25 protein-coding genes and 2 pseudogenes are annotated in these 24,964 nt (G+C 72.1%); 11 read left to right on the top strand and 16 right to left on the bottom strand.

From position 1 onward, the window contains the following. Window positions 1–17: 17 nt before the first annotated feature. The 3 genes from J4N02_RS05035 (at window position 18) to J4N02_RS05025 (ending at window position 3,955) form a co-directional block, all read left to right on the top strand. Entirely contained in the window at window positions 18–1,523 is a 1,506-nt protein-coding gene (locus J4N02_RS05035; RefSeq protein WP_188332624.1) for an aminopeptidase P family protein, read from the top strand. Continuing rightward, window positions 1,520–2,578, top strand: a complete 1,059-nt coding sequence (locus J4N02_RS05030; RefSeq protein ID WP_188332623.1) for a magnesium and cobalt transport protein CorA — start codon at window positions 1,520–1,522, stop codon at window positions 2,576–2,578. Before J4N02_RS05035 ends, J4N02_RS05030 begins: the two co-directional genes overlap by 4 nt. A gap of 66 nt (window positions 2,579–2,644) precedes the next feature. Next, window positions 2,645–3,955 carry a TrpB-like pyridoxal phosphate-dependent enzyme gene (locus J4N02_RS05025; RefSeq protein ID WP_182814480.1) on the top strand — a complete coding sequence of 437 codons (1,311 nt, stop codon included), beginning with the start codon at window positions 2,645–2,647 and terminating at the stop codon, window positions 3,953–3,955. 390 nt (window positions 3,956–4,345) lie between these two features. Here J4N02_RS05025 and J4N02_RS05020 read toward each other — a convergent pair. From J4N02_RS05020 to J4N02_RS05010, 3 genes and pseudogenes are all read right to left on the bottom strand, one after another. Next, window positions 4,346–4,849, bottom strand: a pseudogene (locus J4N02_RS05020) (general stress protein); the annotation flags it as partial. Beyond that, window positions 4,846–5,799, bottom strand: coding sequence for a CoA ester lyase (locus tag J4N02_RS05015; protein ID WP_188332622.1), 954 nt, complete (start codon window positions 5,797–5,799; stop codon window positions 4,846–4,848). The pseudogene J4N02_RS05020 and the gene J4N02_RS05015, both read right to left, overlap by 4 nt. Window positions 5,800–5,809: 10 nt before the next feature. Continuing rightward, on the bottom strand, window positions 5,810–6,502 hold the full coding sequence (locus J4N02_RS05010) for a GNAT family N-acetyltransferase (RefSeq protein WP_188332621.1): 693 nt from the start codon (window positions 6,500–6,502) through the stop codon (window positions 5,810–5,812). Window positions 6,503–6,543: 41 nt separating this feature from the next. Here J4N02_RS05010 and J4N02_RS05005 point away from each other — a divergent pair, with 41 nt between their 5' ends. Both J4N02_RS05005 and J4N02_RS05000 read left to right on the top strand, forming a co-directional pair. Next, window positions 6,544–6,963, top strand: a complete 420-nt coding sequence (locus tag J4N02_RS05005) for an OsmC family protein (protein WP_188332620.1) — start codon at window positions 6,544–6,546, stop codon at window positions 6,961–6,963. Further along, the gene (locus J4N02_RS05000) at window positions 6,964–7,716 is read left to right on the top strand and encodes a hypothetical protein (protein WP_188332619.1); all 753 of its coding nucleotides are present in this window, start codon (window positions 6,964–6,966) and stop codon (window positions 7,714–7,716) included. Here the strand turns inward: J4N02_RS05000 and J4N02_RS04995 are convergent. The 6 genes from J4N02_RS04995 to dapA are packed head-to-tail and all read right to left on the bottom strand — an operon-like array spanning window position 7,713 to window position 14,196. After that, a complete protein-coding gene (locus J4N02_RS04995) occupies window positions 7,713–8,864 on the bottom strand; it encodes an Mrp/NBP35 family ATP-binding protein (protein ID WP_188332618.1) in 1,152 nt (383 codons plus the stop codon). The two genes, J4N02_RS05000 and J4N02_RS04995, sit on opposite strands and share 4 nt — an antisense overlap. 10 nt (window positions 8,865–8,874) lie before the next feature. Further along, window positions 8,875–10,986 (bottom strand): heavy metal translocating P-type ATPase, encoded by a 2,112-nt coding sequence (locus tag J4N02_RS04990; RefSeq protein WP_208091134.1) that lies wholly within the window; start codon window positions 10,984–10,986, stop codon window positions 8,875–8,877. Between the two features lie 52 nt (window positions 10,987–11,038). Next, window positions 11,039–11,548 carry a DUF1003 domain-containing protein gene (locus J4N02_RS04985; protein ID WP_182814474.1) on the bottom strand — a complete coding sequence of 170 codons (510 nt, stop codon included), beginning with the start codon at window positions 11,546–11,548 and terminating at the stop codon, window positions 11,039–11,041. Then, a complete protein-coding gene (locus J4N02_RS04980) occupies window positions 11,541–12,797 on the bottom strand; it encodes a magnesium transporter MgtE N-terminal domain-containing protein (RefSeq protein ID WP_182814473.1) in 1,257 nt (418 codons plus the stop codon). The genes J4N02_RS04985 and J4N02_RS04980 overlap by 8 nt, the downstream gene beginning before the upstream one ends. Window positions 12,798–12,818: 21 nt before the next feature. Further along, the gene (locus J4N02_RS04975; RefSeq protein ID WP_188332616.1) at window positions 12,819–13,283 is read right to left on the bottom strand and encodes a sec-independent translocase; all 465 of its coding nucleotides are present in this window, start codon (window positions 13,281–13,283) and stop codon (window positions 12,819–12,821) included. A gap of 31 nt (window positions 13,284–13,314) precedes the next feature. Further along, window positions 13,315–14,196 (bottom strand): 4-hydroxy-tetrahydrodipicolinate synthase, encoded by an 882-nt coding sequence (gene dapA / locus J4N02_RS04970; RefSeq protein ID WP_188332615.1) that lies wholly within the window; start codon window positions 14,194–14,196, stop codon window positions 13,315–13,317. A gap of 43 nt (window positions 14,197–14,239) precedes the next feature. Here dapA and J4N02_RS04965 point away from each other — a divergent pair, with 43 nt between their 5' ends. Beyond that, on the top strand, window positions 14,240–14,902 hold the full coding sequence (locus J4N02_RS04965) for an O-methyltransferase (protein ID WP_375539332.1): 663 nt from the start codon (window positions 14,240–14,242) through the stop codon (window positions 14,900–14,902). A 68-nt stretch (window positions 14,903–14,970) separates the two neighbouring features. On the opposite strand, the gene glgC is transcribed toward J4N02_RS04965, so the two are convergent. Continuing rightward, complete coding sequence (gene glgC, locus J4N02_RS04960; RefSeq protein ID WP_188332613.1) at window positions 14,971–16,194, bottom strand: glucose-1-phosphate adenylyltransferase; 1,224 nt, start codon at window positions 16,192–16,194, stop codon at window positions 14,971–14,973. A 139-nt stretch (window positions 16,195–16,333) separates the two neighbouring features. Here glgC and glgA point away from each other — a divergent pair, with 139 nt between their 5' ends. Further along, window positions 16,334–17,527, top strand: coding sequence for a glycogen synthase (gene glgA / locus J4N02_RS04955; RefSeq protein ID WP_188332612.1), 1,194 nt, complete (start codon window positions 16,334–16,336; stop codon window positions 17,525–17,527). Window positions 17,528–17,600: 73 nt separating this feature from the next. On the opposite strand, the gene J4N02_RS04950 is transcribed toward glgA, so the two are convergent. The 4 genes and pseudogenes from J4N02_RS04950 to dapE all read right to left on the bottom strand — a co-directional run bounded on the left by J4N02_RS04950 (window position 17,601) and on the right by dapE (window position 19,959). Next, the gene (locus J4N02_RS04950) at window positions 17,601–17,768 is read right to left on the bottom strand and encodes a DUF3117 domain-containing protein (RefSeq protein ID WP_131167178.1); all 168 of its coding nucleotides are present in this window, start codon (window positions 17,766–17,768) and stop codon (window positions 17,601–17,603) included. 103 nt (window positions 17,769–17,871) lie between these two features. Continuing rightward, window positions 17,872–18,105: pseudogene (locus J4N02_RS17360) on the bottom strand (DivIVA domain-containing protein); the annotation flags it as partial. Between the two features lie 5 nt (window positions 18,106–18,110). Then, complete coding sequence (locus J4N02_RS04940; RefSeq protein ID WP_188332611.1) at window positions 18,111–18,887, bottom strand: TIGR00730 family Rossman fold protein; 777 nt, start codon at window positions 18,885–18,887, stop codon at window positions 18,111–18,113. Window positions 18,888–18,903: 16 nt separating this feature from the next. Further along, on the bottom strand, window positions 18,904–19,959 hold the full coding sequence (gene dapE / locus J4N02_RS04935) for a succinyl-diaminopimelate desuccinylase (protein WP_188332610.1): 1,056 nt from the start codon (window positions 19,957–19,959) through the stop codon (window positions 18,904–18,906). Window positions 19,960–20,026: 67 nt separating this feature from the next. On the opposite strand from dapE, the gene J4N02_RS04930 reads away from it, so the two are divergent. The 3 genes from J4N02_RS04930 to J4N02_RS04920 are packed head-to-tail and all read left to right on the top strand — an operon-like array spanning window position 20,027 to window position 22,898. Next, a complete protein-coding gene (locus J4N02_RS04930; protein ID WP_188332609.1) occupies window positions 20,027–21,067 on the top strand; it encodes a hypothetical protein in 1,041 nt (346 codons plus the stop codon). A gap of 23 nt (window positions 21,068–21,090) precedes the next feature. Next, a complete protein-coding gene (dapD, locus tag J4N02_RS04925; protein WP_188332608.1) occupies window positions 21,091–22,023 on the top strand; it encodes a 2,3,4,5-tetrahydropyridine-2,6-dicarboxylate N-succinyltransferase in 933 nt (310 codons plus the stop codon). 8 nt (window positions 22,024–22,031) lie between these two features. Continuing rightward, window positions 22,032–22,898 carry a hypothetical protein gene (locus J4N02_RS04920; protein ID WP_188332607.1) on the top strand — a complete coding sequence of 289 codons (867 nt, stop codon included), beginning with the start codon at window positions 22,032–22,034 and terminating at the stop codon, window positions 22,896–22,898. 42 nt (window positions 22,899–22,940) lie between these two features. On the opposite strand, the gene dapC is transcribed toward J4N02_RS04920, so the two are convergent. Both dapC and fdxA read right to left on the bottom strand, forming a co-directional pair. Further along, a complete protein-coding gene (dapC, locus tag J4N02_RS04915) occupies window positions 22,941–24,041 on the bottom strand; it encodes a succinyldiaminopimelate transaminase (RefSeq protein WP_188332606.1) in 1,101 nt (366 codons plus the stop codon). After that, complete coding sequence (fdxA, locus tag J4N02_RS04910; RefSeq protein ID WP_182814463.1) at window positions 24,038–24,358, bottom strand: ferredoxin; 321 nt, start codon at window positions 24,356–24,358, stop codon at window positions 24,038–24,040. Before fdxA ends, dapC begins: the two co-directional genes overlap by 4 nt. 69 nt (window positions 24,359–24,427) lie before the next feature. Between fdxA and J4N02_RS04905 the strand changes: the two genes are divergently transcribed. Continuing rightward, window positions 24,428–24,958 (top strand): hypothetical protein, encoded by a 531-nt coding sequence (locus J4N02_RS04905; RefSeq protein WP_188332605.1) that lies wholly within the window; start codon window positions 24,428–24,430, stop codon window positions 24,956–24,958. Window positions 24,959–24,964 lie beyond the last annotated feature (6 nt).

The raw sequence follows: 24,964 nt of genomic DNA, 5'->3' as shown, positions 1-24,964 counted from the left end.
TACCCGAAGGGGACCCCATGAAGCAGAAGGAAACCAAGCTGCCCAACCGGCAGGTGCCGTTCTCCGACGCGTTCGTCGCGTTCATCCCCGAGGAGTGGGCGCCCTACTCCACCGAGCTGCCGGCCCGCCTGGCCGCGGCCGAGCACACCCAGCCGCGCCGCGACGCCGTGAGCGCCGCCTACCCCGGTGAGCGCCTGGTCGTCCCCGCCGGCGGGCTGAAGGTGCGCAGCAACGACACCGACTACCCGTTCCGCCCGCACTCGGCCTTCGCCCACCTCACCGGCCTGGGCGCCGACCGCGAGCCGGACGCCGTGCTGGTCTTCGAGCCGATCTTCACCGAGGGCGACGGTGACGAGGTCGAGGACGCCGGCCACGTCGCCACCCTGTACTTCAAGCCGCGCGCCCCCCGCACCGACCCCGAGTTCTACGCCGACGCCCGCTACGGCGAGATGTGGGTGGGCCAGCGCGAGTCGCTGGAGGAGATGCAGGCCATGACCGGCCTGCCGTGCGAGGCGATCAGCGAGCTGCCGGCAGCGCTGTCGACCAACACCGACCGCATCCCCACCCGCGTGGTGCGCGGCGTGGACGACCGGATCACCCAGCTGCTGGACGAGCTGCGGCGCACCAACGAGGTCGACTTCGACCCGTGCACCGACGAGGAGTTCGCGGTCATGCTCTCGGAGCTGCGCCTGATCAAGGACGACTTCGAGCTCGAGCAGATGCAGCTCGCCGTAGACGCCACCAAGGTCGGCTTCGACGCGGTCATCACCGACTTCCCCACCGCCGTGGCCAAGGGCCGGGGCGAGCGGTGGTGCGAGGGTGTCTTCGCGCTGCACGCCCGCCACCTCGGCAACGACGTGGGCTACGGCAGCATCTGCGCGTCCGGCGACCACGCCAACACCCTGCACTGGATCCGCAACGACGGCGACCTGCGCGACGGCGACCTCATCCTGCTCGACATGGGCGTCGAGGTCGACACGCTGTACACCGCCGACGTCACCCGAACCCTGCCGATCGACGGCACGTTCACGCCGGCCCAGCGCAAGGTCTACGAGGCCGTGCTGGCCGCCCAGCAGGCGGGCATCGACGCGGCCCGCGCGGGGGCGACCTTCCACGAGGTGCACGACGCCTCGATCCGGGTCATCGCCGAGCACCTGCACGCCTGGGGCATCCTGCCCGTCTCGGTCGAGGAGTCCCTCGACCCCGTCACCGGCGGCCAGCACCGCCGGTGGATGGTGCACGGCACCTCCCACCACCTGGGCATCGACGTCCACGACTGCGCGCAGGCCCGCAAGGAGTTCTACCGCGATGGCACCCTCAAGCCCGGCATGTGCATCACCGTGGAGCCCGGCCTGTACTTCAAGTCGACCGACCTCCTCGTGCCCGAGGAGCTGCGCGGCATCGGCGTCCGGATCGAGGACGACATCGTGATCACCGACGGGGAGGCCAGGGTCCTGTCCTCGGCGTTCCCGCGCGAGGCGGACGCCGTCGAGGAGTGGATGGCCGGCCTGCTGGGCCGATGACCGTCCACGACTGGGAGGACATGCGGCAGCGCCTCGCCCTGCCGCGCGAGGACCCGGCGCGCCCCCACGTCGGGTGGCACTGGTACGTCGACGGCCTGGCGCGCGACGAGGTCGACCTGACCCTCGCCGCCGAGCGCGCCCGGGCCGGCGAGGGCTTCGTCTGGTGCGGGCTGAAGGACCCCGACGACGTCACGATGGCCACCTTCCAGCAGCTGTTCGGCCTGCACGAGCTCGCCGCCGAGGACGCCGTCGAGGGGCACACCCGCTCCAAGCTGGAGGTCTTCGACGACGCCCTGTTCATGGTGATCTCGACCGTCGACTACGTCGCGCACGCCTCGATCGACGACACCTCCGAGATCGTGTCCACGGGCCAGGTCATGGCCTACGTCGGGCCGTGGTTCGTGCTGACCGCCCGCCGCGGGGGGCGTCCGTTCATGAACGCGATCCGGCGCGACCTCGAGGCGCAGCCGGAGGTGCTTGCCGAGGGCCCGTGGCGGGTGCTGTACCGGATCCTCGACCACGTGGTCGACGACTTCACCGAGACCGTCACCGAGATCGAGCAGGACGTCGAGCTCGTCGAGGAGGCCGTGTTCGCGCCCGGGGTGCGGCCCGACGTCGACGGCGTCTACCACCTCAAGCGCGAGCTGATCGAGTTCAAGCGCTGCCTGACCCCGCTGGCGGCGCCGCTGCAGCGCCTGGCCCAACCCGAGCCGAGGCTGCCCAACGTGCCCGAGCAGGCCCGCGCCTACTTCCGCGAGGTCTCCGACCACCTGACCGCGGCCCGCGAGTCGACCACCGCCCTGGACGAGGTGCTCGGCGCCATCATCCAGGCCGCGCTGACCCGGGTCTCGCTGGCCGACAACCAGGACATGCGCCGCATCTCCGCCGCCGTGGCCATGTTCGCGGTGCCGACGACCATCGGCGCGATCTACGGCATGAACTTCGACAACATGCCCGAGCTGCACAGCACCTACGGCTACTACATCGTGCTCGCCGTGATGGCGGTCTCGATCATCGGGCTGGCGGTGTTCTTCCGGCGGCGCGGCTGGCTCTGAGGGCACCCGGCGTGACGCGCCGCGAGACACCCGCCGCGGCGTCCGGGCGCCCCCTAGAGTTCCGCCATGGCTGAACCCACGAAGGTGTTCCTCGACGAGGACGACATCCCGACGCACTGGTACAACATCGTCGCCGACTTCCCGACGCCCCCGCCGCCGCCGCTGCACCCGGGCACGAAGGAGCCGCTGGTCCCCGACGATCTGGCCGCGCTGTTCCCGATGGGGCTCATCGCGCAGGAGGCGTCGACCGAGCGGTGGATCGAGATCCCCGAGAAGGTGCGCGAGATCTACCGCCTGTGGCGTCCCAGCCCGCTGCACCGCGCGCGTCGCCTCGAGGCCGCGCTCGGCACCACCGCGCGGATCTACTACAAGTACGAGGGCGAGAGCCCCGTGGGCTCGCACAAGACCAACTCGGCGGTGCCGCAGGCGTACTACAACGCCCAGGAGGGCCGGATGCGGCTCACCACCGAGACCGGGGCCGGCCAGTGGGGGTCGGCGCTCGCGTTCGCCACGCAGATCTTCGGCCAGACCTGCGACGTGTGGCAGGTCCGCAACACCTACGAGGGCAAGCCGTACCGCCGCATCCTCATGGAGACCTTCGGCGCCACCGTCACGCCGAGCCCGTCCGACAAGACCGAGGTGGGCCGGGCGCTGCGCGAGCGGTTCCCCGACACCACCGGCTCTCTCGGCATGGCGATCTCGGAAGCCATCGAGGAAGCCGCGAAGGACCCGGGCGCCTCCTACTCGCTGGGGTCGGTGCTCAACCACGTCACCCTCCACCAGAGCATCATCGGCCTGGAGGCCATCAAGCAGCTGGAGAAGTTCGGCGAGCAGGCCCCCGACATGCTGTTTGCGTGCGCGGGCGGCGGGTCGAACCTGGCCGGCATCGCGTTCCCGTTCCTGCGCGAGAACATCGAGGGCCGGATGAACGTCGAGATCACCGCCTGCGAGCCGGCCGCCGCGCCGTCGCTCACCCAGGGCGAGTACCGCTACGACTTCGGCGACTCCTCCGGCATGACGCCGCTGCTGAAGATGTACACGCTCGGCAACGAGTTCGTGCCCGACCCCGTCCACGCGGGCGGCCTGCGCTACCACGGCATGGCGCCGCTGGTCTCGCACGCCTACCACGAGGGCCTGATGAAGGCGATCGCGGTCAAGCAGCGCGACGCCTTCGCCGCCGGCGTGGAGTTCGCGCGCGCCGAGGGCATCGTCCCGGCGTCCGAGTCCAACCACGCGATCGCCGGCGCCCTCGCGGCCGCCCGCAAGGCGACCGAGGACGGCACCTCACCGGTCATCCTGATCGGCGTCTCCGGCTCGGGCCAGCTCGACCTGCCGGCCTACGCGGAGTTCCTCGCGGGCAACATGCTCGACGCCTGAGGCATACACAGCCAGAGGCGGCGTCCCCGGTCGTGGACGCCGCCTCTGTCATGTGCGGGAGGGGCCGGCTCAGCGCTCCGGCGGGGTGGTCGGCGCGCTCGGCGGGCGCCACGGTCCGTCAGGGTCGGACGCCCCGGGCTGCAGCTGGTCCTGCGGCGGCTGGGGCGCGGGCGGCGCCCAGCCCTGCTCGGGCTGCCACGAGTGCGGCTGCTGGGGGGCGGACGGGTCGGCCGGCGGCGTCCCGTAGCCCGGGTAGGGCTGCTGGCCCCACTGCTGCGGCGGCGCCGGCGGCGGGTACTGCTGGCCGCCCCACGGCTGCTGGGGCTGCGGGGTCTGCTGGCCGGGCTGGCCCCAGCCCTGCTGCTGCCACGCCTGCGGGCCGGGCTGGTTGAACTGCGAGGCGCGGGCGCCGGGCGCCTTGGCCAGCAGCTCGCGGGCCTGGGCGACGACCTTGTGCTCGCACAGCAGCTCGTACTTGGTGGCGACGGTCTGGGTCACCGAGGTGAAGTCGCGCTGGCCGCGGCTGAGCGCATAGCCGAGGATCGCGAACAGCAGCCCGATGGCCACACCGATCACGAGCGCGGTCAGCAGCTGGCCGAGGAAGTCGGGGGTCGGGAACAGGATCATCATGAAGATCGCCACGATGAAACCGGTCGACAGGCCGCTCATCACGCCCTGGCCCAGCACCGTGCCCCACGTGCGGCGGCCGGTGACGCGCTCGACGAGGCGCAGGTCGGTGCCGACGATCGCGAGGTTGCCGACGGGGAAGTTCTGGTCGGCGAGGACGTCGACGGCCTTCTGGGCGTCGGCGTAGGTGTCGTACACCCCCAGCGACTGCGGGTACTCCAGCTTGAACAGTGCCTGGTTGCCCGCGATCGGGTTCTGCGACGTCATGATTCCCTTCCTGCCCCCATGCCGGCGGCCTGACCGCGCGCCAGGATGGCGGCGGCGAGCTTCACCCCGGCCTCGTCGACCATCTCGTCGTCGACCACGATCGCGCCGCGGGCACCGCCCGAGAGCGACGTGGCCTCGGCGTAGGCGTCCATGATGCGCCGGGCTCGCTCGTAGTCCTCAACGCGGGGCGCGTAGGCGGCATTCCCCGCCTCGACCTGCGCGGGGTGCAGCACCCACTTGCCGTCGTAGCCCAGGGCGGCCGACAGCGCCGCGGACGCCTCGAACCCGGCCACGTCGCGGATCGCCACGAACGGCCCGTCGATCGCCTGCAGCCCGTGGGCGCGGGCGGCGACCAGGATCGACACCAGCACGTGGTGGAACGCGTCGGCCGGGTACCCCGCGGGCTGGGCGCCGACGTTGAGCCCGCCCATCCCGAGGCTGGCCATGAAGTCGCCGGGTCCGAACACGAGGCTCTCCAGCCGATCGGACGCCCCGGCGATCGCGTTGACGTGGACCAGGCCCACGGCGTCCTCGATCTGGACCTCCAGTCCGATGCCGCCGACGGGCAGGCCGGCCTCCTGTTCGACCTGGCCGAGCAGCAGGTCGAGGGCGACCACCTGCGCGGCGGAGGTGACCTTCGGCAGGACGAGGCAGTCGATGTGCGCACCGGCGCCGAGCACGACCTCGGTGACGTCGCGGAACGTCCACGGGCTCGACCAGTCGTTGACGCGCACGGTCACGGTGGGCGCGGCGAAGCCCTCCCCCGAGGTGAGCGCCCCGACGATGCGCCGGCGCGACTCCTCCTTGACGGCGGGGGCGACGGCGTCCTCGAGGTCGAGGAACAGCGCGTCCACCCTCAGGTCGCGCGCCTTGGCGATGAACCGGTCGGAGCTGCCCGGCACGGCGAGCACCGTGCGGCGGACGCGGGCGGGTCGGGTCTGACGGGGCATGTCCCGCAGCCTAGTGGGCGCGCGGTGGCAAGGGCACGACGACGTTCGCGCCGTAGGCGTCCAGGCCCAGCCGGGCGGCCACGGCGCGGGAGGCGGCGTTCGCGCGGGCGGCCCGGAACGCCGCGAACCCCGACAGCCCGACGCCGGCCGCCAGCGCGGCCGCGGCGACCGTGGCGCCCAGGCCACGCCCCCGCGCCTGCGGCGCGACGAGGACGCCGACGTCCACCGGCCAGCCCCACAGTGCGGTGAGCACGGACGCCGCGACGAGTTCGCCGCCCTCGACGATGCCGAAGCAGGCGTTGGGCTCGCGGTCGAAGCCCGCCTCGCGCCACTCGGCGTCGCTGACGGCCGGGCGCAGGAGCTCAAGGTCGGCGGGGTCGATGGTGGGGGCGTCGACGCTGAGGTCGGTGCCGTGGTCGGCCCAGAAGTGGTCGGCCGGACCCGGGACGGGGCCGGTGGCGACCGGGGCCCAGGTGGCGGGGTCGAGCAGCTCGGCCGGGCCGTGGGTGAGCGCGAGCGGGGTGACGGCGTCCAGTGCGGCCAGGGGCGTGTCGACGTAGGCGTGGTCGCCGAGGAGCACCACGAGCGCGGCGTCGTCGTACCGGCCGCTGCCCGCCACCGTCACGGGCTGCAGGCCGGGCACGGGCACGCCGAAGCGCCGGGACCAGTGCCCGTCGATCCTGCTCCGCGTGGCGGCCTGCACACCGGCAGCGTAGCCGCGCCGCACCCGGCAGGATGGGCGCCATGACAGCCACACCCGGAATCACCGTCACCCTGACCCGCCGCGACCTGATGGCCTACACGGCCACCAACGGGCGCGGCGCCTCGATCGAGGTCGGCGGGCAGGGCAACTTCTCCCCCGTCGAGCTGCTGCTGGCCGCGATCGGCGGGTGCACGGCCGTCGACGTGGACGTGATGACCTCGCGCCGCGCGACCCCCGAGGTGTTCGAGGTCGTCGCGTCGGGCCGCAAGGTGACCGAGGGCGGCAACCACATGGAGGACCTGCAGGTCACCTTCCGGCTGCGCTTCCCCGATGGGGCCGACGGCGACAAGGCCCGGGACCGCATCCAGCCCGCGGTCAAGGCGTCCCACGAGAAGGACTGCACGGTCTCGCGCACGGTCGAGCTGGGCACCCCGATCGCGTTCGTGGTCGAGGAGGGGTAGGTGGCACCCGGGCTGGTCGCGACGCGCGATGTGGCCCTCGCCGACTGGATCGCCCCACGGATGCGCCCGTGGGGGGTGGGCCTGGGCACGCCGGTCGCCTCGGTCGTGCCGGGCGGCTTCGCCGCCTACGCCCGGGTGCTGCACCCGGTGCACGACGACGGTGACACCTGGCTGACGTGGGCCGACGCCTGCCGCGAGAGCGGCGCCACCCCGCACGCGTTGATGCAGTGGACGGCGATCACACCGCAGCGGCTGGTGAACCGGTCGTCCCCGGGCCAGGGCAGCATCGCCCCGGCCACGTTGGGCTTCCTGGCTGAGCACCTGCCGAGGACGGGTGGCGTCACGCACGCGTACTGGATCGGCTGGGGCGACTTCAACGGCGGGTCGATCCGCTTCGGGTGGAACGAGGACGGCAGCACGTGGTCGGAGGAGGTCCCGGCGGTGCCGGAGTTCGTCGACCCCGCCTTCCCGCTGTTCAGGCTCCCCGCGCGCGAGTACGTGCTGTTCCGCGGGCCGCTGGACGCCGACCTCGGCCCGCTGGGGACCCGCGAGGTCCACGATCCCTCGCCCTCGCTGTTGTGGCCCGACGACCACAGCTGGTGCCTGGCGACCGAGGTCGACTTCGACTCCACGCTCGTCGGGGCGTCGGCCGAGGTCATCGACGCGATCCTGGCCGACCCCCGCCTGGAGGCGTGGCCGGTCGAGCCCGGCGACGACCTGTCGATCGCCGGCGACCGGGTCAACGGCTCCTAGTTCACCAGCAGGTTCAGCTTGCGGCCCGCCAGGCCGCGCTTGCGGGTGGCGAGGCGCTCGGCCAGGCCGGTGAGGGCCTGCGCGGCCGGGCGCGAGGCGTCCGACCCCACCAGCGGGACGCCGGAGTCACCCGCGGCGCTCATCGCCTGGTCGATCGGCACCTCGGCCAGGAGCGGCACGTCGTAGCCCAGGCGCAGGGTGAGCGCCTCGGCGACGCGCGCGCCGCCGCCGGAGCCGAACAGGTCGACCCGGTGGCTCTCGGAGCAGTGCGGGCACACGGTTTCGAGGTAGGCCATGTTCTCGACCACGCCGAGCACCTTCTGCTCGACCATGGACGCCATGGTCCCGGCCCGCTCGGCCACCTCGGCGGCGGCCTGCTGCGGCGTGGTGACGACGAGCACCTCGGCGTTGGGCAGCTTGGTGCCCAGGCTCATGGCGACATCGCCGGTGCCGGGGGGCAGGTCGACGAGCAGGAAGTCGAGGTCGCCCCAGTACACGTCGGCCAGGAACTGCTGGATCGCGCGGTCCAGGATCGGGCCGCGCCACGCGATCACCTGGTCGCGGGACTGCTTGAGCATGCCGATCGAGATCACCTGCAGGCCGTTCACGGTCACGGGCAGGATCATGTCGTCGATGCCGGTCACGTCCTCGTCGGCGATGCCCAGCATCGGCGGGATGGAGTGGCCGTAGATGTCGGCGTCCATCACGCCGACCTTCTTGCCCAGCTGGGCGAGCGCCTGGGCCAGGTTCACGGTGACCGACGACTTGCCCACCCCGCCCTTGCCGGACGCCACGAGGATCACCTGGGTCAGGTTGTCGGCCCGCGCGAAGGGGATCGACCGCTCCTCGACGCCGCCGCGCAGCTTGGTCTTCAACTCGGCGCGCTGCTCGTCGGTCATCACCCCGAACTCGAGGTCGAGCGACGTGATGCCCTCGACCTGCTGCAGGGCCGCGTGCACGTCGTGCTCGATGGTGCCCTTCATGGGGCACCCCGAGATCGTCAGCAGCACCTTCACGCTCGCGTGCCCGGTGTCGTCGACCTCCACCTGCTCGACCATGCCCAGCTCGGTGATGGGCTTGTGGATCTCGGGGTCGTTGACGCGGGACAGCACGTCCCAGACAGCGGCGTTCAGGCTTTCGACAGACATGCGCCCCACCTTACCGGCGGGTGACAACGGCCTCGGGGCGGAGGTCCAGCCTGCGGAGCAGCTGGGCGTTCAGCGCCACCACGATCGTGGACAGCGACATCAGCACGGCCCCCACCGACATCGGCAGCACGAACCCGATCGGGGCCAGCACCCCGGCCGCGAACGGGACGGCGAGCAGGTTGTAACCGGCCGCCCACCACAGGTTCTGCTTCATCTTGGCGTAGCTCGCCCGCGACAGCTCGATGACCGACACGACCGAGCGGGGGTCGTCGCTGGCCAGGATGACCCCCGCCGACGCGATGGCCACGTCGGTGCCCGCCCCGATCGCGATGCCGACGTCGGCCTGCGCGAGGGCGGGCGCGTCGTTGACGCCGTCGCCCACCATCGCGACCGTGTGGCCCTCGTCCTGCAGCCCGGCGACCGTGGACGCCTTGTCCTCGGGCCGCACGCCCGCGAACCAGCGCTCGATGCCCAGCTTGCCCGCCACATCGGCGGCGACGGCCTCGGCATCTCCGGTGATCATCACGACCCGGACGCCCCGGGCGTGGAGCGCGTCGACCGCCTCCTTCGACTCGGGCCGGATCTCGTCGGCCAGCCGCAGCGCACCCGCCACCGCTCCGTCGACGAGCACGTGCAGGATGATCGCCCCCTCGTCGCGCCACCCATCGGCCACGGGCAGTTCCTCCGCACCCTCCTGCTGCAGCAGGTTGGGCCCGCCCACCTGGACGCGGCGCCCCTCGACCAGCGCCGACACCCCGATCGCGGGCGCCGACGTGAACTCCGACGCCGACGGGAGGGACAGGCCGCGCTGCTCGGCGTCCGCCACGATGGCGCGCGCGAGCGGATGCTCGGAGTCGGCCTCGGCCGCGGCCGCCAGCCGCACCAGCGCGTCCTCGGCCAGGTCGCCGTCGGGGGCGACCTCGGTGACGGCGGGGCGTCCCTGCGTCAGGGTGCCGGTCTTGTCGAACAGGACGACGTCGACGGTGCGCATGGACTCCAGCGCGAGGCGGTCCTTGACCAGGACGCCGGCGCGGGCGGCCCGCTCGGTCGCGATCGAGACCACCAGCGGGATCGCCAGCCCCAGGGCGTGGGGGCAGGCGATGACGAGCACCGTGATCGCGCGCATGACGGCCTGGTCGGGCAGGCCGAGCGCTCCCCAGACGATCGCGGTGAGGACGGCGGCACCCAGGGCGAACCAGAACAGCCAGCCGGCGGCGGTGTCGGCCAGCCGCTGGGCGCGCGACGAGCTGGCCTGGGCGTCGGCGACCAGGCGTCGGATGCCGGCCAGCGCCGTGTCCTCCCCCACCGCGGTCACCTCGACGCGCAGCCCCGAGTCGGTGGCGACGGTGCCGGCGACCACCGGGTCGCCCTCCTCGCGGCGGACGGCCTTCGACTCACCGGTGATCATCGACTCGTCCATGCTGGCCGAGCCGGACACGATCCGACCATCGGCCGGCACCCGCCCGCCCGGGCGCACGACGACCACGTCACCGCGTTCGAGGTCGGCCGGGGCGACCGTCTCGACCGAATCACCGACGACCCGCTCCGCCTCGTCGGGCAGCAGGGCGGCCAAGGAGTCGAGCGCCGACGTCGTCTGCGCCAGCGACCGCATCTCGAGCCAGTGGCCCAGCAACATGATCACGACCAGCAGCGCGAGCTCCCACCAGAAGTCGAGCTCGTGGTGCAGCAAGCCGAGGGTCGCCCCCCACGACGCCAGGAACGCGACCGTGATCGCCATGCCGATCAGCAGCATCATCCCGGGCTTGCGGGCACGGATCTCGTCGACGGCCCCGGTCAGGAAGGGCCGCCCGCCCCACGCGTAGACCACGGTGCCGAGCACGGGCGGGATCCAGGCCAGCCACCCGACGTCCGGGAGCTCGTAGCCGACGAGCCCGGCGAACATCGGCGACAGCGCCACCACCGGGATCGCGAGCACCAACATGACCCAGAACAGCCGCCGGTACTGCGCCACGTGGTCGGAGTGGTCGTGGCCACCGTGGCCCGCGTGTTCGTCGTGGCCCGCGTGTTCGTCGTGCGCCGCGTGCTGGTCGTGGCCCCCGTGCCCCTCGCGTTCCTCCACGGCGTGGGCGTGGTGCTGGTGGCGGTCGTGCTCGTCAGCCATGCGCTCCACCATACCCCCAGGGGGTATCTCATGAAAGCTGGGCAGGGACGCGTCAGCGGCGTCCGGCCTTGTCGTTGCCCTCGTCGTCGGCATCGCCGCGGTTCAGCTCCTCGAGCAGGTCGCGCAGCTCACTGCGGATGAAGTCGCGGGTGGGCATGTCGTTGATGCGCATGCGCAGCGAGGCGATCTCGCGGGCGAGGAAGTCCATGTCGGCGCGGGACTGGGCGGCCACCCGGCGGTCGTTCTCGGCGGTCACGCGGTCGCGGGCCTCCTGGCGGTTCTGCGCCAGCAGGATCAGCGGTGCGGCGTACGAGGCCTGGATCGACAGGATCAACGTGAGCAGCATGAACGGGAAGCCGTCGTTGAGCACGTGGGGGAAGAACGTGTTCATGATGATCCAGCCGGCGACGAAGATCGACATCCAGATCAGGAAGCGCGCGGTGCCCATGAAACGGGCGAACGCCTCGGCGAACGCGCCGAACGCGTCCTCGGAGAACTTCACCTTGGGCAGCCAGGTGCGCTGGCGTCCGGGCGTGTTGAGCCGTTCGGGCTGCTCAGCCATCGCTCACGCCCTGCGCGAGCTGGATGCGGCGCCAGTCGGCCGGGAGGATGTGGTCGAGCACATCGTCGACCGTGACCGCACCCACGAGCATCCCCTTGTCGTTGACGACGGGGGCGCACACGAGGTCGTAGGTCGCGAAGTAGCGGCTGACGTGCGCGACGTCGGCGCTCGGCGCCAGCGGCGTGATCGAGCTGTCGACCAGGCCGGCGGCCAGCATGGACGGCGGCTCGCGCAACAAGCGCTGGATGTGCACGGCGCCCAGGTAGCGGCCGGTCGGGGTGTCCAGCGGCGGGCGGCAGAGGAACGCCAACGCCGCCAACGCGGGCGTCACCTCCTCGTTGCGCAGCAGCGCGAGGCAGTCGGCGACCGTGGCGTCGGGGCCCAGCACCACCGGCTCGGGGGTCATCAGGCCACCGGCGGTGGCGCGGTCGTAGTTCAGCAGCAGGCGGACGTCCTCGGCGTCCTCGGGCTCCATCCGCTGCAGCAGCGCCTCGGCGAGCTCGGGGTTCAGCTCGGCGATCAGGTCGGCCGCGTCGTCGGGGTCCATCTCCTCGAGGATGTCGGCGGCGCGCTCGGTGTCCAGGGTCTGGATGACGCGCACCTGCTCGGACTCGGGCAGCTCCTCCAGCGCCTCGGCGAGGACCTCGTCCTCCAGCGCCTCGACGACCTCGGCGCGGCGCTCGGGGCTCATCTCGTGCAGCTCACGGGCGACGTCGGCGGGCTTCATCTCGGCCAGCTGGGCCAGCACCTGCTCGGTCCCCTGCCCGGACTCGACGAAGAAGTCGGGCACCTCGTCCCAGTCGACGACCACGACGTGCCCGCGCGAGAACACCGACCGGCTGGTGACCTCCTTCAGGGCCACCTCGTCCACCTCCCACGCACGGGTGCGGGTCTGCACGATCGACAGGTCGAAGATGGACGCCGGCCGCTCCCCGGGTCTGTCGATCTTCTTGTCGAACAGGTCCTCGTAGACGAGCGCCTCGGCCTCGCGGCGCTGGAAGGCGACGGTGTTGACCACGCCCTGGATGATCACCTGCTGGGCGTCGATCGCGTGCACGCGCTCCATCGGCAGGAACACCTTGCGCAGGCGCAGCAGCTCCACCACCAGGCCCTTGACCCGGGGCGACCTGGCGTTGGTCCTGTTCTGTACGACGACGTCACGCACCTTGCCGACCTGGTCGCCGCTGGCGTCCAGCACGGGCAGGCCCTTGATCCGCGAGACGAAGATCGAGGAAGGGGATCCGCTCACGAGCGAAGGTTAGCGCAACGGTCAGGTCGCCTCGGGGTCGTACGGCACGGTCGCCAGAACGTGGTCGACGGGCTCGGACGCCGCGGGCCCGGCCGGGTCCACCCCCGGGTCGCCGGGCGTGGCGTCCGCCGCCTCGGAGGGGTCCTCCTCGGGCTTGCGCTCCTTGCCCCGGGCCTCGTCCATCGTGTCGCGGACGATCTGGCCGCTGGCGAGTGCCTCCTCGCGGATCTGGCGCAGGTCCTCGACCTCGTCGCCCGACAGCAGGTGCTTGGCGACGAAGGTCTTGGGGTTGAGGTCGGCCAGGGAGATGTCGGCGAACTCGTCGCCCAGCTCCTTGCGCAGCTGCCCGCGCGCGTCGTTGCCGATGCGGCGCAGGTAGTTCAGGACGCGGGCGGCCTTGCGGGCGAGCTCGGGCAGCTTCTCAGGACCGAACACGATGATCGCGAGGACCACCAGTGCGGTGATCTCCCACAAGTTGAAGTCCATGCTGGCCTGCCCTTCGCCCGGACGGCCGACCCTACAGGCCGGCCGCTTCCAGGAGCTGGACGAAGGTGCGCGCCTGCGACGGGCTGGCGGGCTTGAGCGGGCGGCGCAGCACGGCGGCGTTGAACCCGCGCGCGGCGAGGCCGGCCTTGACCAGCATGCAGCCCTGGGTCGCGAAGACCCCCGTGTAGACCGGGAGCAGGCGGCGGTAGACCTCCAGCGCGCTCTCGTGGTCGCCGTCGGCCAACAGGTCCATCCACTCCTTGGTGAGCGCCCCGCTGAAGTGCGTCGAGGTGCCCACGACGCCGACGCCGCCCACCGACATGAGCGGCAGGGTCATGGCGTCGTCGCCGGAGTAGTAGGCCAGGTCGGTGACCGACATCACCTTGGCCGAGCTGACGAGGTCGCCCTTGGCGTCCTTCACCGCGACGATGCGCGGGTGGCGGGCCAGCTCGATGATCGTCTCCTCCGGGATCGGGATGCCCGAGCGGGAGGGGATGTCGTAGAGCATGACCGGCAGCTCGCTCGCGTCGGCCACCAGGACGAAGTGCTCCAGGAGCGCGTCGGCCGGGGGCTTGCTGTAGTAGGGCGTCACGACGAGGAGGCCGTCGCACTCGGCCTCGGCCGCGTCGCGGCACCGCTTGATCGTGGCGGCCGTCTCGTTCGTGCCGACGCCGGCGATCACCTTGGCGCGGTCACCGACCTCGCTCACCACGGCCTTGAGCAGCTCGAGCTTCTCGTCGTCGTTCGTGGTCGGGGACTCGCCGGTCGTGCCGTTGATGACCAGCGCGTCATTGCCCATCTCGTCGACCAGGTGCGCGGCGAGCCTGCGCGCCTCGTCGAGGTCGAGGGAGCCGTCGTCGGTGAAGGGCGTCACCATGGCCGTGATGAGGCGCCCGAATGGAGGATTGGCCATGCGCGACAGTGTAGGACACCGCCCGAGGGTGCCTGCGGCTAGGCTGGGCCCCGTGAACGCCGCCGCGAAGACACCCGCCGCCCGCCCGTCCGCCTCCGCCGTCTGGGCCGAGGCCTTCGTCCCCGAGGCCGAGGGTGCCGCGGCGGCCCGCGCCGCCGCCGAGCGCATGGGCGTCGTGCCGGTGTCGCAGGGTGCGGCGTCCGTGCTCACCTTCCTCACCTCCGTGCTGCAGGCGCGCGCCGTGGCCGAGGTGGGCACGGGCACGGGCGTGTCCGGCCTGGCCCTGCTGCGCGGCATGGCCCCCGAGGGCATCCTCACCTCGATCGACACCGAGCCCGAGCACCAGGCCGCGGCCCGCGAGGCCTTCAACGCCGCCGGCTACCCGACCCGCCGCGCCCGCCTGATCGCCGGCGCGGCCCTGCAGGTGCTGCCCAAGCTGAGCGACGGCGCCTACGACCTCGTGCTCGTCGACGGCGACCCGCTGGAGTACGTCGAGTACGTCGAGCAGGGCCTGCGCCTCCTGCGCCCCGGCGGCCTGCTGGTGCTCAACCACGCGCTGGCCGACGGCCGCGTCGCCGACGAGCGCAACGAGGACGACGAGGTCGTCATCATCCGGGAGGCCCTGACCGCGGTGTCCGACTCCGACGAGCTCGCCCCCGTCCTGCTGCCGGTCGGCGACGGCCTGCTGGTGGCCCGCCGCGCCTGAGCGGCACCTGGCCCACGACGCCGGACGGCCCCGCGGGAGTGATCCCGCGGGGCCGTCCGCCGTGCTGGTCAGGCGAGGACGCTGCCGCCCTTGCTGACGACCGTGATGCCGGAGTCGGACACATGGAAGCCACGCGCCAGGTCGGCGTCCCGGTTGACGCCGATCTCGGCGCCGTCCTCCACGTGCACGCCCTTGTCGAGGATCGCGCGGCGGACGACGGCGTTGCGACCGACGCGGGCACCGGAGAAGACCACCGACTCCTCCACCTTCGCCCACTTGTCGACGACGACGTTCGGGCTGAGGACGGAGCGGTCGACGTCGCCGCCGGAGATGATGCAGCCGGCCGAGACGATCGAGTCCTCGGCGGTACCGCGGAGGGTGAACTTCGCGCCCGGGGCCTGGTACTGCTGCGTGAAGATCGGCCAGTGCCGGTTGTAGAGGTTGAACTCGGGGTCGACGCTGACGAGGTCCATGTGGGCCGCGTGGTAGGCGTCGATGGTGCCGACGTCCCGCCAGTAGTTGCGGTCCTTGTCGGTCGAGCCGGGGACGTCGTTCTTGGTGAAGTCGTACACCTGGGCCTGGCCCTTGTTCACGAAGAACGGGACGACGTTGCCGCCCATGTCGTGCTTGGAGTCCGGGTCCTCGGCGTCCGCCTTGAGCATCTCCACGAACGCCTTGCGGGTGAAGATGTAGTTGCCCATGGACGCGAACGACTCGTCCGGGCTGTCCGGCAGCCCCGGCGGGTCGGCCGGCTTCTCGAGGAACTGGAGGATCTTGGCGTCGTCCGCGGCGTCGATGATGCCGAAGGCGGACGCCTCGGAGCGCGGCACGCGGATGCCGGCCACGGTGCACTCCAGACCGGAGTCGATGTGCGCCTCCAGCATGGCGCTGACGTCCATGCGGTAGATGTTGTCGGCTCCGAAGACCACGATGTAGTCCGGATCCTCGTCCGTGATGAGGTTCAGGGACTGGTAGATGGCATCGGCACTGCCCATGTACCACTGCTTGCCCGTGCGCTGCTGCGCGGGCACCGAGGCCACGAAGCTGCCCAGCAACGTCGACATGCGCCACGTCTGGGCGATGTGCCGGTCGAGGGAGTGGGACTTGTACTGGGTGAGGACGGCCATCTTCGTCAGGCCGGAATTCGCCAGGTTGGACAGGACGAAGTCGATGAGGCGGTACGTGCCGCCAAAGGGAACCGCCGGCTTGGCCCGGTCGGCGGTGAGGGGCATCAGCCTCTTGCCCTCGCCACCGGCCAGGACAATCGACAGGACATTCGGTCGATTGCGCATGAACCCAACCTAGGCCACCCCGAGGGCGAACGGCGCTGAAATCGGAGAATGATCACCCCATCGTCACCCGGCGCTCGCCCCCGCGTGCCGTCTCGCCCGTTTCCCCTCGCCGGGGTGCACGGTGTGACACGATCGGGCCATGCGCGTTTCGATCCTCACACGTGAGTACCCCCCGTTCATCTATGGCGGCGCCGGCGTCCACGTCGGGCAGCTCGTCCCCCAGTTGGAGAAGTTCACCGACCTGGTCGACGTCCAGTGCATGGGCGAGCCCCGCGAAGGCGCGACCGCTCACGCCGAGGACTACCCCGCCGGGGCGAACGGCGCCATCCGCACGCTCGGCGCCGACGTGGCGATGGCCGCCGCGATCCCCGAGGTCGACGTCGTGCACGCCCACACCTGGTACGCCCAGTTCGCTGGCATCATCGCGTCCGAGTTCCAGGACATCCCGCTGGTCGTGACCGCGCACAGCCTCGAGCCCGACCGCCCCTGGAAGGTGGAGCAGCTCGGCGGCGGCTACCGCGTCTCCAGCTGGATCGAGAAGACCGCCTACGAGAACGCGGACGCCGTCATCGCCGTGTCGGCGGCCATGATCAAGAACATCCAGGACGCCTACCCCTTCGTCGAGCGTGAGCGCATCCACGTCGTGAAGAACGGCATCGACCCCGAGGAGTTCAAGCCCGACCCCGCCACCGACGTGATCGAGGGCCTCGGCGTGGACCTGTCCAAGCCGATCGTGACCTTCGTCGGCCGCATCACCCGCCAGAAGGGCCTCATCCACCTGGTCCGCGCGGCCCGGGCGTTCGACTCCGACACGCAGGTGCTGCTGCTGGCGGGCGCGCCCGACACCCCCGAGATCGCCGCCGAGTTCAACGGCGCCTTCGCCGAGCTCGACGAGCTGCGCGGCAGCGGGGTGAAGTGGGTGCAGGAGATGCTCCCGCGCGCGGCCGTCCGTCAGGTGCTCACCCACTCGACGGTCTTCGCGTGCCCGTCCATCTACGAGCCGCTGGGCATCGTGAACCTCGAGGCCATGGCCTGCGAGATCCCGGTCGTGGCCTCGGCCGTGGGCGGCATCCCCGAGGTCGTCGTCGACGGAGAGACGGGCCTGCTGGTCCCCTACGACCCGAAGCAGGCCGGTGACGCCGACTACATCGCCACGTTCGAGGCCACCTTCGCGGCCAAGGTCAACGAGTTGACCCGCGACCGCGAGCGCGCCCGCGCCATGGGGCTGGCCGGCCGCCAGCGCTGCATCGACGAGTTCAGCTGGGAGAAGATCGCCCAGGAGACCGTCGAGGTCTACAAGGCCGCGATCGCGCACCGCGCGGCGAAGGCCTGAGCCGAGCACGAACGAGCGCGTCCCCCGGGTGGTTCACCCGGGGGACGCGCTCGTTCGTGCGTGGGACCGCCGCTCAGCCGACGACGCTCTTGAGGGCCTCGAGCAGCTCGGCTGCCTCAGTCGCGTTCATCTCGATCACGAGGCGGCCACCGCCATCGGCCGGGATCCGCATCGCGATGACGCGGGACTCCTTCGCGACCTCGATGGGGCCCTCACCCGTGCGGGGCTTCATTGCTGCCATGTTCTCCCTCTCTGCCAGACTGCGAGAACTCACTGGGTTCCATTATCGCAGACGTGCCCAAAGGAGCGTGCGGCGCCTCCCCGATGGCCTCCGGCGGCGGGCCGTCGAGCTGGCGCGACAGGCGGGCCAGCAGGTCGTCGACCTGCGCCATCGAGTAGCCACGGGGCACCACGGCGAACTGGACGCCCCGCAGGTCGGTTCCCGTGAGGTCGCCGTCGGGCAGCTCGATCACCGGGCTGTCGTGGACGGGCGGCGGCATCGACCCGAAGCGTCCGCTCCCGGCGACGGCGGCCAGCCCCAGCACGACGACGACCAGGCCGCCCACGAACCACTCCACCGCGCTCAGCCCTCCACGGGCGGCTCGGGCAGCGCGCCGTTCTCGCGGTAGCTGGTGACGATCGCAACGGCCTCGTCGATGTCGTCGGTGAGGTGCAGCATGTCGAGGTCGCCGGGGCTGATGTAGGCCGAGCCCTCGACCTCCTGCCGCAGCCAGTCGACCAGGCCCGCCCAGTAGCTCGTGCCGAACAGCACGATCGGGAACCGGGTGATCTTGCGGGTCTGCACCAGGGTGAGTGCCTCGAACAGCTCGTCGAACGTGCCAAACCCGCCCGGCATCACGATGAACCCCTCGGAGTACTTCAGGAACATCACCTTGCGCACGAAGAAGTAGCGGAAGTTGATGCCGAGGGAGACGTACTGGTTGAGCTGGTCCTCGAAGGGGAGCTCGATGCCGAGGCCGACCGAGACGCCCCCGGCCTCGAGGGCGCCCTTGTTGGCGGCCTCCATGATCCCGGGGCCGCCGCCGGTGATGGTGGCGTAGTCGGCCTGGGCCAGCCGCGCGCCGAGCTCGACGGCCGCGGCGTACATCGGGTGGTCCTTCGGCGTGCGCGCCGAGCCGAACACGCTGATCCCGGGGCCGACCTTGGCCAGGGTGCCGAAGCCCTCGACGAACTCGGACTGGATCCGCATGACGCGCCAAGGGTCGGAGTGCACCCAGTCGGTGTCCCCGCGGCTCTCGAGCAGCCGTTGGTCGGTGGTGGTCGACTGCACCTGGTCGTGCCGACGGATCACCGGCCCCTGGTGGCGCGTGCCGCGCCGCTTGCCCTTGTTCTTGGCCACGTCGGCAGCCTAGCCGTCAGGACAGCCAGCGCAGCAGGGCGTCGTGGCAGGTGTGGAGGTCGGCGACCGGGCAGAACTCGTCGTCGGTGTGCGCCTTGCCCGGGTCGGCGGGGCCGAAGTTGACCGCGGGGACGCCCAGGGCCGAGAAGCGCGCCACGTCGGTCCACCCGTACTTGGCCCGAGGCTCACCGCCGACCGCCGCCAGGAACTCGGCGGCCGCCGGGCGATCGAGCCCCGGCCGCGCGGCGGGCGACTCGTCGGTGAAGACCAGTTCGTGGCCCGCGAAGACCTCGACGCAGTGGGCCTTGGCGTCCTCGATGCTGCGGTCGGGCGCGAACCGGAAGTTGACCGTGATCGCGCACCGGTCGGGGATGACGTTGCCCGCGATCCCCCCGGTGATCCCCACGGCGTTCAGCCCCTCGCGATACTCCAGCCCCTCGACCTCCACCGTGCGCGGCGTGTAGTCGGACAGCGTGCGCAGCAGGGCGCCCGCGTCGTGGATGGCGTTGTGCCCCAGCCAGCTCCGCGCCGAGTGCGCGGCGGTTCCGGTGGTGGTCACCTCGAAGCGCAGCGTCCCCTGGCAGCCCCCCTCGATGCGGGCGCCGGTGGGCTCCATCAGCACGGCGAAGTCGCCGGCCAACAGGTCGGGGCGGGTCCGGGCCAGGCGTCCGAGGCCGTTCTTGACCGCCTCGACCTCCTCGCTGTCGTAGAAGATCCAGGTCACGTCGTGGCGCGGCGCGGACAGTTCGGCGGCGGCCGCGAGCATCACCGCGACGCCCCCCTTCATGTCGCACGTGCCCCGGCCGTAGATGAGGTCGCCCTCCCGCCACGAGGGCAGGTTGGCCGCCACGGGCACGGTGTCCAGGTGGCCGGCCACCACGACCCGCGTCCCGCGGCCGAGGTCGGTGCGGGCGACGACCGCGTCACCGTCCCGCTCCACGACCAGGTGCGGGTGGGCGGACAGGGCTGTGGCCACGGCGTCCGCGAGCGGCCCCTCGTTGCCGCTGACCGACTCGATGTCGGTGATCGCCATGAGCAGGTCGGGCAGGTCCGCGGTGAGGTCGAGGCGCATGGGCGCAGCCTAGCCGCGGGGGCGTGGCAAGATGTTCGGTGGTCCCCGACCTCACGAGGAGTCAGCAATGAACCACCCCGACGAGCCCACCCAGGCCCTGCCGACCCCGTTCGCGGACGAGCCGTCGGACGAGGCCACCGCCGTCCTGGCGGTGGAGCAGCCCGCCCCCGGCCCCAGCCCGCTGGTGTGGATCGCCTCGGCCGTGCTGGTCCTGGCCCTGATGGCCGGCGTCGCCTGGTTCGCGGTCACCACCAGTCGGCAGAACCGCGAGAACGCCATGCGGGGGGCCGCGGTCGGCTACCTGCAGGCCGTCGCCGACGGGGACGCCGCGGGCGCGCTCGCGCAGCTGGCCGAGCAGCCGGCGTCCACGACCCTGCTGACGGACGAGGTGCTGGCCAAGGCCCACGAGGCGACGCCGATCACCGACGTCCAGGCCGGCGAGCTGGGCGGCACCGAGACCGCGCCCACGGTGGGCGTCAGCTACCTGCTCGGTGGCGAGCCGGTCAGCACGACCATCACCCTCACCGAGCAGGGCGGGTCCTGGAAGGTGGCCGACGGCACCGCCGACCTCACCGTCCCCGAGCGCCGGGCGCTCACCGTCAACGGCGTGGAGCTGACCGAGGAGGTCAACCCCGTGTTCCCGGGCACCTACACCGCCGCCCCGGTCTCCGACCTGGTGGCCCTGACCGGCGAGCCGACCGCCGTCGTGTCCACCCCCGCCCAGCTCGAGTCGGTCCTCGACCTGACCGTGGGACTGTCCCAGCTGGGCACCGACACCGTGTTCGGCGCGGTCAAGGGCCGCTTCGACGAGTGCCTCGCCGCCACCGAGTCGCGCCCCGCGAACTGCCCGTTCGGCGTCGACACCACCGGCGTCGAGGTGGCCGAGGGTTCGGTGAAGTTCGCGCAGGTCAACGACCCGTGGGCCGGCTTCGCCCCGACCCTGGACCCAGAGACCATGCTGGCCACCGGCACCTTCCCCTTCGAGGTGAACGCGACCGCGACGGTCAGCCGCGACGGCCTCACCACCGAGGCGACCGCCCCGATGAAGGGCGAGCGCACCTACACCGTGGACCTGACCAAGCAGCCGGCCACGGTGACCTGGTCCTGACCCCGGTCGGTAGGCTGGTCGTCATGACGACTTCCGTGCGCCCCGCCTGGGGCTGGGGCCTGGCCACGACGACGACCTCCGGTGACGTGCTCGACGTCTGGTACCCCTCGCCCGCGCTGGGTGCCGCGACCGGCGAGGACGCCCCGGCCACCCTGAAGGCCGCGGAGGGCACCGACGAGACCCGCGGCGTCCGGCTCGAGGTCGTGCGCACCGAGGTCGACCTGGACGCCGCACCGGCGTCCGTGGCTGATGCCTACCTGCGCCTGCACCTGCTCTCGGCCCGCCTGTGCGCGCCGCGCACGATCAACCTGAACGGTATCTTCGGCGTCCTGCCCAACGTGGTGTGGACCTCGGCCGGCCCCTGCGCGGTCGAGGGCTTCGAGGAGAAGCGGGCCGCGCTGCGCGCCACGCACGGTCACTTGACGGTGTTCGGCGTGGACAAGTTCCCGCGCATGGTCGATTACGTCGTGCCGTCGGGCGTGCGGGTGGCCGACGCCGACCGCGTCCGGCTTGGCGCCCATCTGGCCGAGGGCACCACGGTCATGCACGAGGGCTTCGTGAACTTCAACGCCGGCACGCTCGGCGCCTCGATGGTCGAGGGCCGCATCTCGGCCGGCGTCGTGGTCGGGGACGGTTCCGACGTGGGCGGCGGCGCCTCGATCATGGGCACGCTGTCCGGCGGCGGCAAGGAGCAGGTCTCGGTCGGCGAGCGGTGCCTGCTCGGCGCCAACGCCGGAATCGGCATCTCGCTGGGCGACGACTGCGTCGTCGAGGCCGGCCTGTACGTGACGGCGGGCACCAAGGTCACCCTCCCCGACGGCGCGGTGGCCAAGGCCGCCGAACTGTCCGGCACGAACGGGCTGCTGTTCTACCGCGACTCCGTCACCGGCGCCGTGGCCGTCAAGCCGCGCCAGGGGCAGGTCGTGGAGCTCAACGCCGCCCTGCACGCGAACTGAGGCGCGCGTTGGGGGCCATCCGGCGCGTGGTCGTCGCCCTGCTGGTGACGGCGCTGTTCGCGGTGGCGGTCGTGGCGGGGCTGGCGGTGCTGTACGCCTACCAGAAGAAGCCGCTGCCGCTGGCCGACCAGTGCACGGCGCACGTCGCCGACCTCACCGTGCCGATCTCGCCCGAGCAGGCGCACTACGCCTCGATCATCGTGGGCGTCGCCACGCAGCGCGGGCTGGCGCCGAGGGCGTCCACGATCGCGCTGGCGACGGTGTACCAGGAGTCGGGGATGCTCAACATCGACTACGGCGACCGCGACTCCCTGGGGCTGTTCCAGCAGCGGCCGTCGCAGGGCTGGGGCACCGAGGAGCAGGTGCAGGAGCCCTACTACGCCTCGGGCAAGTTCTACGACGCCCTGGTCAAGGTGCCGAACTGGCGCAGCGGCGACGTCAACGACGTCGCGCAGGCGGTCCAGCGGTCGGGGCACCCGAAGGGCTACGTCCGCCACGTCGAGAACGCGCGCCGGCTGGCGTCGGCGCTGACGGGCGAGACGCCCGCGTCGTTCACCTGCCTGGTGAAGGCTCCCCCGCCCGGCGACCCGGCGGGGCTCGCGGAGTTCCTGGAGAAGACGCTGCCCGAGTCGAGCAAGGTGTCGCGCACCGGCACCACGGTGACGGTCAAGGCCGCCGACTCCGAGCTCGCGTGGTCGGCCGCCCACCTCGCCGTCGCCAACCACGCCCGTTACGGGCTGGGGAGCGTCGAGGTCGGCGGGCGCCACTGGACGGCCAGCACCACCTCGTTCGCACCGTGGCTCGGCGAGACCACCGACGCCACCACCGTCACCATCACCTTCGACAACGCGCCGACCCCCACGGCGAAACGCTGAAGAACCCAAGCCCTGGTCGTGCCTCCCGCTTCGCCGCGGCGGTCAGGCCAAGCGGGCTGCCGCTGCCGCGATCCGCTCGTCGGACGCCGTGAGCGCGATCCGCACGTGCTGCCGCCCGGCCGCGCCGTAGAAGTCTCCCGGCGCGGCGAGGATGCCGCGCTCGGCCAGCCAGTCGACGGTGGCGCGGCAGTCCTCGCCCCGGGTGGCCCACAGGTACAGCGACCCCTCGGAGTGGTCGATCCTGAACCCGGCCGCCTCGAGCGCCGGCCTCAGCACCGCGCGCCGGTCGAGGTAGCGGCGGCGCTGCTCCTCGACGTGGTCGTGGTCGCCCAGCAGGGTCATCATGGCGTCCTGCACCGGGCCGGGGACCATCAGGCCGGAGTGCTTGCGCACCTCGAGCAGCTCGCCCAGCAGGCCCGCGCACCCGGCGAGGAAGCCCGCCCGGTAGCCGGCCATGTTGCTGCGCTTGCTGAGCGAGTGGGCGGCGATCAGGCCCTGCGGCGTCCCGCCGCACACGTCAGGGTGCAGCACGCTGACGGGCTCGGCGTCCCAGCCGAACTCGCCGTAGCACTCGTCGGAGGCCAGGGGGGCACCGACCGAGCGGGCGGCGTCCACCCAGCGCCTGAGCTGCGCCGGGTCGAGCGTCGCGCCGTGCGGGTTGGCCGGGGAGTTGATCCAGATGAGCGCGGGGCGCGCGGCCGCCGCCTCGTCGGGGTCGTCGGTGGCCAGCACCTCGGCGCCCGCGATGCGCGCGCCGACCTCGTAGGTCGGGTAGGCGGTCGTGGGGATCACGACCGTGTCGCCGGGGCCCACGCCGAGCTGGAGCGGGAGGTGGGCGACGAGCTCCTTGGTGCCGATGACCGGCAGGACGTTCTCGTCGCGCAGCGGCACCGAGGACCACCGGCGCTCCATGTACTCGCGGATCGCCTGGCGCAGCGCGGGCGTCCCCCACACCGTGGGGTAGCCGGCCCAGTCGGCCGCAGCGTCGGACAGGGCGCGGATCGCGGCCTCGGGCACCGGGTCGACGGGCGTGCCGACCGACAGGTCGCAGATGCCGTCGGGGTGCGCCCGGGCGGTGGCCCGGGCGGCCGCGATGGTGTCCCAGGGGAAGTCGGGCAGGCGGCCCGACAGCCCGGCGCTCACTCGCCCTGGGGCGGGAGCGCCTCGACGATCGGGTGGTCGGCGTCGATCTTGCCCATCTTGGCGGCGCCGCCGGGGCTGCCGATCGTGTCGAAGAACTTCACGTTGGCGTCGTAGAACTGGGCCTGGTCGGCGGGGACGTCGTCCTCGTAGTAGATGGCCTCGACCGGGCAGACCGGCTCGCAGGCGCCGCAGTCGACGCACTCGTCGGGGTGGATGTAGAGCATGCGATTGCCCTCGTAGATGCAGTCGACCGGGCACTCCTCGACGCACGCGAGGTCCTTCAGGTCGACGCACGGCTGGGTGATCACATAGGTCATTGCAGATGTCTCCTTGCTCGTCCCCGACAATGGGATGCGCCCACTGTACAACCGCTCGCAGGAGGTTCGATGCAGCCGTCCGACGATGTCGTCGCCGCCCTCTCCCCCGCCCTTGCGCTGGGTGAACGGGTGAGCCTGCTGGTGGCCGGCGAGCAGGGTCCGGCCGAGGTGTTGGGCTTCGTGACTTCGCTGGACGCCGCCGCCGTCGGGGTCATTGACCGCCGGGGTCTCGAGCACGTCGTGCCGCGGGAGCGGGTGCGGGCGATCCGCCGCGTGGCGGTAGCCCTGGGACGCCGTCCCGAGTCCGCGCCCCGCGACCTGCTGGACGACCTCGCCGACCGGGCCGGGGCGTCCGGTGACTGCTGGGTGGGGCGGATCTCGACCCTCCTCAAGGGCCGGACGCCGCCGGTTTCGGTTCCACCGTGGGGCGAGTGGGCCACCTTCGGGGACGCCCGGGCGCGCTTCGAGGGCGAGTGGGTGACGCTGCCGTCGGCACCGGAGGACGTCGTCGTCGCCGCGGCCTGGTGGGCCACCCGCATGGGGGCGCGCTCGGTCCAGGTGCGCGGCGACTCCGCGCCGGAGGGGTTCACGCGGGTGTGACCCGCG

Source organism: Propioniciclava sp. MC1595, from assembly GCF_017569205.1.
Lineage (GTDB): Bacteria > Actinomycetota > Actinomycetes > Propionibacteriales > Propionibacteriaceae > Propioniciclava.
This window is presented reverse-complemented; position numbering and strand designations above follow the sequence as displayed.